Consider the following 12538-nt stretch of genomic DNA (forward strand, 5'->3'; position numbering starts at 1 on the left):
CAGTGATCGCCCTCTCCCTCGCCGAGATCGCCGAAATCGTCGGCGGGCAGGCGCACGACATACCGGATCCGGCCGCCCGGATCACCGGGCCCGTCGTCATCGACTCCCGCGAGGTGCGGGCCGGTAGCCTGTTCGCGGCCTTCGCCGGTGAGCAGGTCGACGGCCACGACTACGCGGAACGCGCCGTCGCGGCGGGTGCGACGGCCGTCCTCGCGGCCCGCCCCGTCGGCGTCCCCGCCCTCGTCGTCGACGACGTCCAGGCGGCGCTCGGGGCCCTCGCCCGAGCCGTCGTCGAACGGCTCGGCACCGATGTCGTCGCCCTCACCGGCTCCGCCGGCAAGACGTCCACCAAGGACCTGATCGCCCAGGTCCTCGACCGGCACGCGCCCACCGTCTGGACGCCCGGTTCGCTCAACAACGAGATCGGTCTGCCGCTCACGGCGCTCCGCGCGAGCGACGAGACCCGGCACCTGGTCCTGGAGATGGGCGCCCGCGGCATCGGGCACATCCGCTACCTCACCGGCCTCACCCCGCCCCGTATCGGCCTCGTCCTCAACGTGGGCACCGCCCACATCGGCGAGTTCGGCGGCCGGGAGCAGATCGCCCAGGCCAAGGGCGAGCTCGTCGAAGCGCTTCCGTCGGCCGAGGAGGGCGGTGTCGCGGTCCTCAACGCCGACGATCCGCTGGTCCGCGCGATGGCGAGCCGCACCAAGGCCCGCGTGACCTTCTTCGGCGAAGCGGACGAAGCGGCCGTACGGGCCGAGAACGTCCGCCTCACAGAGTCCGGACAGCCTTCTTTCAGGCTTCACACACCCACCGGGTGCAGTGACGTGACCTTGCGCCTGTACGGTGAGCACCACGTGTCGAACGCGCTCGCAGCGGCCGCCGTCGCGCACGAGCTGGGCATGCCTGTCGAAGAGATCGCCACCGCGCTCTCCGAGGCGGGCACCCTGTCGCGCTGGCGCATGGAGGTCACCGAGCGTCCGGACGGCGTGACGATCGTCAACGACGCCTACAACGCGAACCCCGAGTCCATGCGAGCCGCCCTGCGCGCGCTCGCGGCCATGGGCAGGGCCGCACAGGCCCGAGGGGCTCGTACGTGGGCGGTGCTCGGCAAGATGGCCGAGCTCGGTGACGCATCGCTCGTCGAGCACGACGCGGTCGGACGGCTCGCCGTCCGGCTCAACGTCAGCAAGCTCGTGGCGGTAGGGGACAGGGAAGCGTCCTGGCTGCAACTGGGCGCATATAACGAGGGTTCGTGGGGTGAGGAGTCGGTGCACGTGTCCGACGCGCAGGCGGCTGTCGACCTGTTGCGCAGTGAGCTGCGCCCGGGGGACGTCGTCCTTGTGAAGGCTTCCAGGTCGGTCGGCCTCGAACAGGTCGCCCTGGCGCTCCTCGACACCGAGGGCGAGGTCGCCGTCCGATGAGGCAGATCCTCTTCGCGGGGGCCATCGGGCTCTTCCTGACCCTGATCGGCACCCCGCTGCTGATCAAGCTCCTCGCCCGCAAGGGGTACGGGCAGTTCATCCGCGACGACGGCCCGCGCGGCCACGCCGGGAAGAAGGGCACGCCCACCATGGGCGGCATCTCCTTCATCCTGGCCACGCTCATCGCGTACGCCCTGGCGAAGGTCATCACCGGTGAGGACCCGACCTACTCGGGCGTCCTGGTGCTGTTCCTGATGGCCGGCATGGGCCTCGTCGGCTTCCTCGACGACTACATCAAGATCGTCAAGCAGCGTTCGCTGGGCCTGCGGGCCAAGGCGAAGATGGCCGGCCAGCTGATCGTCGGCATCGCCTTCGCCGTGCTGTCGCTGCAGTTCGCCGACCTGCGCGGGCTCACGCCCGCCTCCGAGAAGCTCTCCTTCATCACGGACTTCGGCTGGTCCATCGGCCCGGTCCTGTTCGTGGTCTGGGCGCTCTTCATGATTCTCGCCATGTCCAACGGCGTGAACCTGACGGACGGCCTGGACGGCCTGGCCACCGGCGCCTCGGTGATGGTCTTCGGCGCGTACACCTTCATCGGGCTCTGGCAGTTCCAGGAGTCCTGTGCGAACGCCATGACCCTGACCAACCCCAACGCCTGCTTCGAGGTGCGCGACCCGCTCGACCTCGCGGTCGTCGCCTCCGCCCTGATGGGCTCCTGCTTCGGCTTCCTGTGGTGGAACACCTCGCCGGCCAAGATCTTCATGGGTGACACCGGCTCGCTGGCGCTCGGCGGCGCCCTCGCCGGTCTCGCCATCTGCTCCCGTACGGAGCTCCTGCTGGCCCTGCTCGGCGGCCTGTTCGTCCTGATCACGATGTCCGTGGTCATCCAGGTCGGCTCGTTCAAGATGACCGGCAAGCGCGTCTTCCGGATGGCCCCCCTCCAGCACCACTTCGAACTCAAGGGGTGGTCCGAGGTCCTGGTCGTCGTCCGGTTCTGGATCATCCAGGGCATGTGCGTGATCGTGGGCCTGGGCCTCTTCTACGCGGGATGGGCAGCAGAGAAGTGACAGAACAGCTCGACTGGAACGGCAAGAAGGTCACCGTCGCGGGACTCGGGGTGTCCGGCATCCCGGCCGCCCGGGTCCTGCACGGTCTCGGCGCGCTCGTCACCGTCGTCAACGACGGCGACGACGAGCGCTCCCGGGCCCAGGCCGCGGAACTCGAGGCGGAGGGCATCACCGTCCGCCTCGGCGACGGGGCCACCCTGCCGGCCGGCACCGAGCTGATCGTCACCACCCCCGGCTGGCGGCCCGACAAGCCGCTCTTCACGGCCGCCGCCGAGGCGGGCGTGGAGATCTGGGGCGACGTCGAACTGGCCTGGCGGCTCAGGGGGCCCGGAGCGGCCCCCTGGCTCGCGGTCACCGGCACCAACGGCAAGACCACGACCGTGCGGATGCTCGCCTCGATCCTGGAGGCGGCCGGACTGCGGACCGCCGCCGTCGGCAACATCGGGGTCTCGCTCCTCGACGCCGTCCTCGGCGACGAGCCGTACGACGTGCTCGCCGTCGAGCTCTCCAGCTACCAGCTGCACTGGGCGCCGTCCGTCCGCGTCCACTCGGGCGCCGTGCTCAACCTGGCGCCCGACCACCTCGACTGGCACGGCTCCATGGAGGCGTACGCCGCCGACAAGGGCCGGATCTACGAGGGCAACCAGGTCGCCTGCGTCTACAACGTCGCCGACAAGGCCACCGAGGACCTGGTCCGCGAAGCCGACGTCGAGGAGGGCTGCCGTGCCATCGGCTTCACCCTCGGCACCCCCGGCCCGTCCGAACTCGGTGTCGTCGAGGGCATCCTCGTCGACCGGGCCTTCGTCGAGAACCGGCAGAAGAACGCCCAGGAGCTCGCCGAGGTCTCCGACGTCCAGCCGCCGGCCCCGCACAACATCGCCAACGCCCTGGCCGCGGCCGCTCTGGCCCGCGCCTACGGCGTCGACGCCAAGGCCGTACGCGACGGCCTGAAGGCCTTCCGGCCCGACCCGCACCGCATCGAACTGGTCGAGGAGGTCCAGGGAGTCGCGTACGTCGACGACTCCAAGGCCACCAACACCCACGCCGCGGAAGCCTCGTTGGCCGCCTACGACCCGATCGTCTGGATCGCCGGCGGCCTCGCCAAGGGAGCGACCTTCGACGAGCTCGTCCAGAAGTCGGCGAAGCGCTTGCGCGGGGCCGTCCTGATCGGCGCCGACCGGGCCCTGATCCGCGAAGCCCTGGCGCGACACGCCCCGGAAGTACCGGTGGTGGACCTCGACCGGACCGACACTGGGGCGATGTCCGAGGCGGTCCGGGAGGCGACCCGGCTCGCCCACGCGGGGGACACGGTGCTCCTCGCCCCGGCCTGTGCCTCGATGGACATGTTCACCAACTACAACAAGCGCGGCGAGGCCTTCGCGGACGCGGTCCGCGCCCTCGCCGCCACCGGGGACGCCTGACCCGACCCGTGGGAGGGTCCGGCAGGACCGGGCACGACCGGAGGGGGCAGCGACCATGCCGAGCAAGATCGCAGGGACACGCGGGCCCTCCGCCGTACGCGGCGGAGGGCGGGCCCCCGCGACCCCGCGGCGACCCCGCGGCGGGGGCCTGCGACGGCTCCACGAGCGGGCGCGGAAGGCCTGGGACCGGCCGCTCACGGCGTATTACGTGATCATCGGCGCGGGCATGCTCATCACCGCGCTCGGCCTCGTGATGGTCTACTCCGCCTCGATGATCACGGCACTCCGCTACGAGCTGGTGCCCTCCTACTTCTTCCGGAAGCAGTTCTTCGCCGCGCTCCTGGGCACCGGACTGCTCCTGATCGCCTCACGCATGCCCGTGAAGCTCCACCGGGCCCTCGCCTACCCCATCCTGGTCGGCGCGGTCTTCCTGATGGTGCTCGTGCAGATCCCGGGGATAGGGCACTCCGTCGGCGGCAACCAGAACTGGATCTCGCTGGGCGGCCCGTTCATGCTCCAGCCCAGCGAGTTCGGCAAACTGGCGCTGATCCTCTGGGGCGCGGACCTGCTCGCCCGCAAGAACGACATGCGGCTGCTCACGCAGTGGAAGCACATGCTGGTGCCGCTGGTCCCGGGTGCCTTCATGCTGCTCGGGCTGATCATGCTCGGCGGCGACATGGGCACCGCGATCATCCTCACCGCGATCCTCTTCGGCCTGCTGTGGACCGCCGGAGCGCCCACCCGGCTCTTCGTCGGGGTGCTCGCGGTGGCCGCCGCCCTCGGGGCGCTGCTCATCAAGACGAGCCCGCACCGGATGGACCGGTTCCAGTGCATCGGAGCCTCCGACCCCGGCGGCGAGGGAGCCCCCTGTCTGCAGGCCGCGCACGGAATCTATGCTCTGGCGTCGGGCGGATGGTTCGGTTCCGGACTCGGTGCGAGCATCGAGAAATGGGGCCAACTGCCCGAGGCGCACACCGACTTCATCTTCGCGGTCACCGGTGAGGAACTGGGTCTCGCGGGGACGCTGTCGGTACTCGCCCTGTTCGCGGCTCTAGGCTATGCGGGTATCCGCGTGGCCGGAGGCACGGAGGACCCCTTCGTGAGGTTCGCCGCGGGAGGTGTGACCACCTGGATCACGGCTCAGGCCGTGATCAACATCGGTGCGGTGCTCGGTCTGCTGCCGATCGCCGGTGTCCCGCTCCCGTTGTTCTCCTACGGTGGGTCGGCCCTGCTGCCGACCATGTTCGCCGTCGGGCTCCTCATCGCCTTCGCGCGACAGGAACCCGCCGCGAAAGCGGCCCTGGCCATGCGCCGCCCCGGCTGGGGCAAGCGGGCCGGGGTGAGATGGAAGTCGATGCGACGGCGCGTCAAGAAGCGCCCGTCCGGAGAGCGGTGAATTTCGGTGCATGTCGTACTCGCCGGCGGGGGGACCGCCGGCCACATCGAGCCCGCGCTGGCCCTCGCGGACGCCCTGCGCAGGCAGGACCCCAGCGTGGGGATCACGGCGCTCGGCACGGAGAAGGGTCTGGAGACCCGGCTCGTGCCCGAGCGGGGCTACGAGTTGGCCCTCATCCCCGCCGTACCGCTGCCCCGCAAGCCCACCCCCGAGCTGATCACCGTTCCCGGGCGGCTGCGCGGCACCATCAAGGCGGCCGAGCAGATCCTGGAGCGCACCAAGGCGGACTGCGTGGTGGGCTTCGGCGGCTATGTGGCGCTGCCCGGCTATCTGGCGGCCAAGCGCCTCGGGGTGCCGATCGTGGTCCACGAGGCGAACGCCAGGCCCGGCCTGGCCAACAAGATCGGTTCGCGGTACGCGGCCGGGGTCGCCGTCGCGACCCCGGACAGCAAGCTCCGCAACGCCCGTTACATCGGCATTCCGCTGCGGCACACCATCGCGACCCTGGACCGGGCGCGTGTGCGCCCCGAGGCGCGCGCCGCGTTCGGGCTCGACCCCAACCTGCCGACGCTCCTCGTCTCCGGCGGCTCGCAGGGCGCCCGGCGGCTCAACGAGGTGATCCAGCAGATCGCCCCGGTGCTCCAGCGCTCCGGCATCCAGATCCTGCACGCGGTCGGCCCGAAGAACGAAATGCCGCGCGTCGACAACATGCCCGGAATGCCGCCCTACGTGCCGGTACCGTACGTGGACCGGATGGATCTCGCGTACGCCGCGGCCGACATGATGCTCTGCCGCGCGGGCGCCATGACCGTCGCCGAGCTCTCCGCCGTCGGGCTTCCCGCCGCGTACGTACCGCTGCCGATCGGCAACGGCGAACAGCGGCTCAACGCCCAGCCGGTGGTCAAGGCCGGCGGTGGACTCCTCGTCGACGACGCGGAGCTGTCGCCGCAGTGGGTGCAGGGCAACGTCCTGCCCGTACTGGCCGATCCGCACCGGTTGTACGAGATGTCCCGCGCCGCCGCCGAGTTCGGCCGCCGGGATGCCGACGATCTCCTCGTCGGCATGGTGTACGAGGCGATCGCCGCGCGCCGGCAGGCGTAGCGCGGCGGCTGAGGGCAGGAGACGCCACGTGGCAGCCGGACCGACGACCGCGGAGAAGAGCGGCGCGAGCGAGTCGAAGAGGTCGTCGAAGGGCTCGTCGGACGGTCCGTCCCGCACGGGCACCCGGAATCGCAAGTTCCGGGTGCCCGGCACCCGGGCGCTCCTCATCGCCCTCGCCGGTCTCCTGCTCGTGGCCGGCGGGATCTGGGCGCTCTACGGCTCGAACTGGTTCCGTGTAGAACGTGTGAAGACTTCCGGCACCTCGGTCCTGACCCCGCGCGAGGTCGAGTCCGTCGCCGCCGTCCCGGTGGGCGCCCCGCTCGTCACCGTCGACACCGAGGCCATCGAGGCACGGCTGCGGGAGGGATTCCCGCGGATCGAGTCGGTGGACGTCGAGCGGTCCTGGCCGCACGGAATCAGGCTGAAAGTGACGGAACGGAAGCCTGTTCTTCTGATGGAAAAGGGCGGAAAGTTCATCGAAGTGGACGCAACCGGAATGCGGTTCGCCACCGTCGACACCGCTCCCCGGGGCGTCCCCCGACTCGTCCTCGACATCGCCTCCTCGCCGAGCCTGCGCCGCTTCGGCGCCGACCGGCTGCTCCGGGAGGCGGTGCGCGTCCGGGGTGAACTCCCGGCCGAAATCGCCCGGAACACTCGTGTCGTACGCGTCACCTCGTACGACTCCGTCACTCTGGAGCTGACCAGGGGGCGCACCGTCTTCTGGGGCAGCGGAGAACACGGTCCCGTCAAGGCCCGCGTTCTCACCGCGCTCCTGAAAGCAACTCCCAAAGCGGGACACTTCGATGTAAGTGCCCCCACGGCGCCCGCCTCGTCCGGGAGTTGACGGGAATCACCCCTGGCCAGCCCCCTGGTTGGCCAGCGCTACGGGTGATCACATAGGGTGAAAAGAAAAACGGGAGGTTCGGCGTGTTCGTTGAACGTGCGCCACTTGTCGACTTAGTGTCCTGTTCGGAAGAGTCCAGCGAACAGAGACACTGGTAACCCTAAACTTCAACGTTAGGGTTTGGGTCGGCGTTTCGGACCGTCCCAATCGGCATCCGTCGGAGCCGCGCGAACAACCGCGCAGCGACGACACGTAACTCGAGGCGAGAGGCCTTCGACGTGGCAGCACCGCAGAACTACCTCGCAGTCATCAAGGTCATCGGTGTCGGCGGCGGTGGTGTCAATGCCATCAACCGAATGATCGAGGTCGGTCTCAAGGGCGTCGAGTTCATCGCCATCAACACCGACGCGCAAGCGCTGTTGATGAGCGACGCCGACGTCAAGCTCGACGTCGGCCGTGAACTCACCCGTGGCCTCGGCGCCGGGGCGAACCCGGCCGTCGGTCGCAAGGCGGCAGAGGACCACCGTGAGGAGATCGAGGAGGTCCTCAAGGGGGCCGACATGGTCTTCGTCACCGCCGGAGAGGGCGGCGGCACCGGCACCGGCGGCGCACCCGTCGTCGCCAACATCGCGCGCTCGCTCGGCGCCCTCACGATCGGTGTGGTCACCCGGCCGTTCACCTTCGAGGGCCGCCGTCGCGCCAACCAGGCGGAGGACGGCATCGCCGAACTCCGCGAAGAGGTCGACACCCTCATCGTCATCCCCAACGACCGGCTCCTGTCGATCTCGGACCGTCAGGTCTCCGTGCTCGACGCCTTCAAGTCGGCCGACCAGGTGCTGCTGAGCGGTGTGCAGGGCATCACCGACCTCATCACCACCCCGGGTCTGATCAACCTCGACTTCGCCGACGTCAAGTCGGTCATGTCCGAGGCCGGTTCGGCCCTGATGGGCATCGGCTCCGCCCGCGGCGACGACCGCGCCGTGGCGGCGGCGGAGATGGCGATCTCCTCGCCGCTCCTGGAGGCCTCCATCGACGGCGCCCGTGGCGTGCTGCTCTCCATCTCCGGCGGCAGCGACCTCGGTCTCTTCGAGATCAACGAGGCCGCGCAGCTGGTCAGCGAGGCCGCCCACCCCGAGGCCAACATCATCTTCGGTGCCGTCATCGACGACGCCCTGGGCGACGAGGTCCGGGTCACCGTCATCGCGGCCGGCTTCGACGGCGGCCAGCCGCCGGCCCGCCGGGACAACATCATCGGCTCGGTCTCCGCCAAGCGCGAGGAGCCGGCCCCGGCCCCCCGCCACGTCGAGACCTCCCGCCCGCTGGGCGGCCTGGGCACGGTCGCCCCGCGCGAGGAGCCGGCCCCGGTTCCGGCCGAGCCCGCGCCGGCGGTCAACGAGACCCCGCTGTCGGCCGCCCCTCCGGTCGTCCCGCCGGCCCGTCCGTACGCGGACAGCCAGGCCGAAGAGCTGGACGTCCCGGACTTCCTGAAGTGATAGGACAGCGCTTCGACGCGAACGGCGCGCACTTCGCCTTCACCGACAGGTGGGGCGGGGTGAGCGCCGTTCCGTACGAGGAGCTCAACCTCGGCGGCGCGGTGGGGGACACCCCCGAGGCGGTCCGGACCAACCGGGCGCTCGCGGCCGGCGCCCTCGGGCTCGACCCCGCGTCGGTGGTCTGGATGAACCAGGTCCACGGCGCGGACGTCGCCGAGGTCGAGGGGCCGTGGGGCACCGACGGGATCCCGTCGGTGGACGCCCTCGTCACCTCCCGGCCCGGACTCGCCCTCGCCGTCCTCACCGCGGACTGCGTCCCCGTCCTCCTCGCCGATCCGGTCGCCGGGGTCGCGGCCGCCGCCCACGCCGGGCGGCCCGGGATGGTGGCGGGCGTCGTTCCCGCCGCGGTCGCGGCCATGATCGATCTCGGCGCCGACCCCGCCCGTATCGTCGCCCGCACCGGCCCCGCCGTCTGCGGGCGTTGCTACGAGGTGCCGGAGGCCATGCGGACCGAGGTCGCCGGGACCGAGCCCGCCGCCTGGGCCGAGACGAGCTGGGGCACCCCGGCCGTCGACGTCACCGCCGGAGTCCTCGCCCAGCTCGAACGGCTGGGCGTCACGGATCGGCAGGCCAGTACGGTCTGCACCCGGGAATCCGGTGACCACTACTCGTACCGCCGCGATCGCACCACGGGGCGACTCGCGGGATATGTCTGGTTGGACTGAGAAGAGACATGACGGACCGCTCGTCGGAACTCGCCGAGAATCTGGCCCGGGTGGAGGCGCGCATCGCCGCCGCCTGTGCCGCCGCCGGGCGCCCGCGGGAAGAGGTGACGCTCGTCGTGGTCACCAAGACCTACCCCGCGAGCGACGTGAGGATCCTCCACGGACTCGGCGTGCGGCACGTCGCCGAGAACCGGGACCAGGACGCCGCCCCGAAGGCGGCCGCCTGTGCCGACCTTGATCTGACCTGGCACTTCGTGGGTCAGTTGCAGACCAACAAGGTCAGATCCGTGGTGGGTTATGCCGATGTGGTGCAGTCTGTCGACCGCTTGAAGCTCATTTCCTCGCTCTCCGCGGCCGCGGAGAAGGAGGGCCGAGAGCTCGGCTGTCTCCTCCAGGTCGCGCTCGACGCCGAGTCGGGCGAGCGGGGCGACCGCGGCGGGATCGCACCCGACGGGATCGAGGAGTTGGCGGCCGCGGTGGACGCCGCCCCGGGGCTGCGGCTCGACGGACTCATGACCGTGGCCCCGCTCTCCGGCCCGTACGCGGGACGGCAACGCGCCGCCTTCGACAGGCTGATGGATTTGTCGACTGCCCTGCGCGCGACCCGTCCGGCTGCGAACATGGTGTCAGCAGGGATGAGCGCGGACCTCGAAGAGGCCGTCGCTGCCGGGGCGACACACGTACGCGTCGGTACGGCGGTACTCGGAGTCCGCCCGAAGCTCGGGTAACGTCGCGAAGCAAGTCGGACCACAGCAGAAAATATGGTCATTCCGCAGAACGGCGGGACGACCCGTGGATCGCGGGCACTTGGTGACGCTGCGACATCGGCCGGTATGGCGATCCACCACAGAGCGGAGGACTCAGAGAATGGCCGGCGCGATGCGCAAGATGGCGGTCTACCTCGGCCTCGTGGAGGACGATGGGTACGACGGCCGGGGCTTCGACCCCGACGACGACTTCGAACCCGAGCTGGAGCCGGAGCCCGAGCGCGACCGGCGCCACATCGCCCCCCCGCGACAGGTGGAGCGTGAGGAACCGGTACGAGTGGTGCAGCCTCCGGCCCCCCGCGAGCCGATGTCCCATTCTGTTCCGGTACTCGCCGAAAGTGGACGTCCGGCCCGAATTGCCCCCGTGGCATCCATCACACCCGAACGTCCCAGCATGGAGAAGAACGCACCCGTGATCATGCCCAAGGTCGTGTCCGAGCGGGAGCCCTACCGCATCACCACGCTGCACCCCCGGACCTACAACGAGGCCCGTACCATCGGGGAACACTTCCGTGAGGGCACTCCGGTGATCATGAACCTCACGGAGATGGACGACACGGATGCGAAGCGACTTGTCGACTTTGCCGCCGGACTCGTCTTCGGGCTCCATGGCAGCATTGAGCGCGTGACGCAGAAGGTGTTCCTGTTGTCGCCTGCTAACGTCGATGTCACGGCGGAGGACAAGGCCCGGATCGCAGAGGGCGGATTCTTCAACCAGAGCTGAGAACACGAGAACCGGACGGACCGGTCGCGAAGCGGCCGGAACAAGTGAGAGCACGTAGGTCAGGGGAGAGGGAAACGCGGGATGGGCGTCGCACTACAGGTGGTCTACATCGTGCTGATGTGCTTCCTCGTCCTCCTCATCGTCCGACTTGTCATGGACTACGTCTTCCAGTTCGCCCGTTCATGGCAACCCGGTAAGGCGATGGTGGTCGTCCTTGAGGCCACCTACACTGTCACCGATCCACCGCTCAAGCTTCTGCGGCGACTCATCCCGCCGCTGCGTCTCGGGGGCGTGGCACTCGACCTGTCCTTCTTCGTTCTGATGATCATCGTCTACATCCTGATCTCCATCGTGAGCAGCTTCGCGAGGTGAATGTGGACGATACGGTCTTGCCGACTGCCGACGACTACGTAGAGGTGAAGAAGAGATGCCGCTGACCCCCGAGGACGTGCGGAACAAGCAGTTCACGACCGTCCGCCTCCGAGAAGGCTATGACGAGGACGAGGTCGATGCCTTCCTCGACGAGGTCGAGGCCGAGCTGACCCGCCTGCTCCGCGAGAACGAGGACCTGCGCGCCAAGCTGGCCGCCGCGACCCGTGCCGCCGCGCAGAACCAGCAGCAGCAGGGGATGCGCAAGCCCCCGGAGCAGCAGGATCGTCCCGTCGGTCCCGGCGCGCCCGTGCCCGCCGCCATATCCGGACCGCCGGTCCAGCAGCAGCCGCCGCAGATGGGCCCGCCGCAGCTTCCGTCCGGTGCCCCGCAGCTTCCCGCCGGCCCGATGCAGGGTGGCCCCATGCAGGGCGGCCCCATGCAGGGTGGTCCGATGCAGGGCGGCCCGATGGGCCCCGGCCCGATGCAGGGCGGCCCCATGGGGCACCCGCAGCAGCAGATGCAGCAGCAGATGCCGCCGCAGATGCAGCAGCCCCAGCAGGGCCCCGGTGGCGACAGTGCCGCGCGTGTCCTCTCGCTGGCCCAGCAGACCGCCGACCAGGCGATCGCCGAGGCCCGCTCCGAGGCCAACAAGATCGTCGGCGAGGCGCGCTCGCGCGCCGAGGGCCTGGAGCGGGACGCCCGCGCCAAGGCGGACGCTCTTGAGCGGGACGCGCAGGAGAAGCACCGCGTCGCGATGGGCTCCCTGGAGTCCGCCCGCGCCACGCTGGAGCGCAAGGTCGAGGACCTGCGCGGCTTCGAGCGCGAGTACCGTACGCGTCTGAAGTCGTACCTGGAGTCGCAGCTGCGTCAGCTGGAGACCCAGGCCGACGACTCGCTCGCCCCGCCGCGCACCCCGGCCACGGCCTCGCTGCCGCCGGCCCCGTCGATGGCCTCGGCCGGCGCCGGTGCGCCGTCCTACGGCGGCAACGGCGGAATGGGTGGTGGACCGTCCATGGGCGGCGCCCCGTCCTACGGCGGCCAGCAGCAGATGTCCCCGGCGATGACCCAGCCGATGGCTCCGGTCCGTCCGCAGGCTCCGCAGCCGATGCAGCAGGCGCCGGCGCCGATGCGTGGCTTCCTGATCGACGAGGACGACAACTGACGGCGCGCGGTCGCGCGATGAGCGCGTAGCCGTCGGCAG

The 12538-nt window shown here is 70.2% G+C and carries 12 protein-coding genes; all 12 read left to right on the top strand.

Features of this window, described 5'->3' with window-relative positions:
• Positions 1-2 precede the first annotated feature (2 nt).
• The 12 genes from IF00_RS0104680 to IF00_RS0104735 all read left to right on the top strand — a co-directional run bounded on the left by IF00_RS0104680 (position 3) and on the right by IF00_RS0104735 (position 12499).
• Positions 3-1427, top strand: coding sequence for a UDP-N-acetylmuramoyl-tripeptide--D-alanyl-D-alanine ligase (locus IF00_RS0104680; protein ID WP_030314506.1), 1425 nt, complete (start codon positions 3-5; stop codon positions 1425-1427).
• Positions 1424-2494, top strand: a complete 1071-nt coding sequence (mraY, locus tag IF00_RS0104685) for a phospho-N-acetylmuramoyl-pentapeptide-transferase (protein WP_030314508.1) — start codon at positions 1424-1426, stop codon at positions 2492-2494. The genes IF00_RS0104680 and mraY overlap by 4 nt, the downstream gene beginning before the upstream one ends.
• Positions 2476-3915 (top strand): UDP-N-acetylmuramoyl-L-alanine--D-glutamate ligase, encoded by a 1440-nt coding sequence (gene murD / locus IF00_RS0104690; RefSeq protein WP_030314511.1) that lies wholly within the window; start codon positions 2476-2478, stop codon positions 3913-3915. Before mraY ends, murD begins: the two co-directional genes overlap by 19 nt.
• A 55-nt stretch (positions 3916-3970) precedes the next feature.
• Positions 3971-5311, top strand: coding sequence for a putative lipid II flippase FtsW (gene ftsW / locus IF00_RS0104695; RefSeq protein WP_030314513.1), 1341 nt, complete (start codon positions 3971-3973; stop codon positions 5309-5311).
• Positions 5312-5317: 6 nt separating this feature from the next.
• Entirely contained in the window at positions 5318-6412 is a 1095-nt protein-coding gene (gene murG / locus IF00_RS0104700) for an undecaprenyldiphospho-muramoylpentapeptide beta-N-acetylglucosaminyltransferase (protein ID WP_030314515.1), read from the top strand.
• A gap of 28 nt (positions 6413-6440) precedes the next feature.
• The gene (locus IF00_RS0104705; RefSeq protein ID WP_030314517.1) at positions 6441-7256 is read left to right on the top strand and encodes a cell division protein FtsQ/DivIB; all 816 of its coding nucleotides are present in this window, start codon (positions 6441-6443) and stop codon (positions 7254-7256) included.
• Positions 7257-7534: 278 nt separating this feature from the next.
• Positions 7535-8749: a cell division protein FtsZ gene (gene ftsZ, locus IF00_RS0104710; RefSeq protein WP_030314519.1), complete on the top strand. Its 1215-nt coding sequence runs from the start codon at positions 7535-7537 to the stop codon at positions 8747-8749.
• On the top strand, positions 8746-9474 hold the full coding sequence (pgeF, locus tag IF00_RS0104715; protein ID WP_030314521.1) for a peptidoglycan editing factor PgeF: 729 nt from the start codon (positions 8746-8748) through the stop codon (positions 9472-9474). Before ftsZ ends, pgeF begins: the two co-directional genes overlap by 4 nt.
• An 8-nt stretch (positions 9475-9482) precedes the next feature.
• Positions 9483-10202 (top strand): YggS family pyridoxal phosphate-dependent enzyme, encoded by a 720-nt coding sequence (locus tag IF00_RS0104720; RefSeq protein WP_030314524.1) that lies wholly within the window; start codon positions 9483-9485, stop codon positions 10200-10202.
• Positions 10203-10341: 139 nt separating this feature from the next.
• Positions 10342-10965, top strand: a complete 624-nt coding sequence (locus IF00_RS0104725; RefSeq protein WP_030314526.1) for a cell division protein SepF — start codon at positions 10342-10344, stop codon at positions 10963-10965.
• Positions 10966-11046: 81 nt separating this feature from the next.
• Positions 11047-11337 carry a YggT family protein gene (locus IF00_RS0104730; protein ID WP_017238790.1) on the top strand — a complete coding sequence of 97 codons (291 nt, stop codon included), beginning with the start codon at positions 11047-11049 and terminating at the stop codon, positions 11335-11337.
• 55 nt (positions 11338-11392) lie between these two features.
• Positions 11393-12499 (top strand): DivIVA domain-containing protein, encoded by a 1107-nt coding sequence (locus tag IF00_RS0104735; protein WP_030314528.1) that lies wholly within the window; start codon positions 11393-11395, stop codon positions 12497-12499.
• The last annotated feature ends 39 nt before the right edge of the window (positions 12500-12538 follow it).

Source organism: Streptomyces flavochromogenes (assembly GCF_000717595.1).
Taxonomy (GTDB): Bacteria; Actinomycetota; Actinomycetes; order Streptomycetales; family Streptomycetaceae; genus Streptomyces; species Streptomyces flavochromogenes.

What these genes read in the sequence shown, in the direction of transcription:
- mraY (WP_030314508.1), top strand. Translation starts at nt 1,424, where the DNA reads ATGAGGCAGATCCTCTTCGCGGGGGCCATCGGGCTCTTCCTGACCCTG.
- murD (WP_030314511.1), top strand. Translation starts at nt 2,476, where the DNA reads ATGGGCAGCAGAGAAGTGACAGAACAGCTCGACTGGAACGGCAAGAAG.
- ftsW (WP_030314513.1), top strand. Translation starts at nt 3,971, where the DNA reads ATGCCGAGCAAGATCGCAGGGACACGCGGGCCCTCCGCCGTACGCGGC.
- IF00_RS0104720 (WP_030314524.1), top strand. Translation starts at nt 9,483, where the DNA reads ATGACGGACCGCTCGTCGGAACTCGCCGAGAATCTGGCCCGGGTGGAG.
- IF00_RS0104725 (WP_030314526.1), top strand. Translation starts at nt 10,342, where the DNA reads ATGGCCGGCGCGATGCGCAAGATGGCGGTCTACCTCGGCCTCGTGGAG.
- IF00_RS0104730 (WP_017238790.1), top strand. Translation starts at nt 11,047, where the DNA reads ATGGGCGTCGCACTACAGGTGGTCTACATCGTGCTGATGTGCTTCCTC.
- IF00_RS0104735 (WP_030314528.1), top strand. Translation starts at nt 11,393, where the DNA reads ATGCCGCTGACCCCCGAGGACGTGCGGAACAAGCAGTTCACGACCGTC.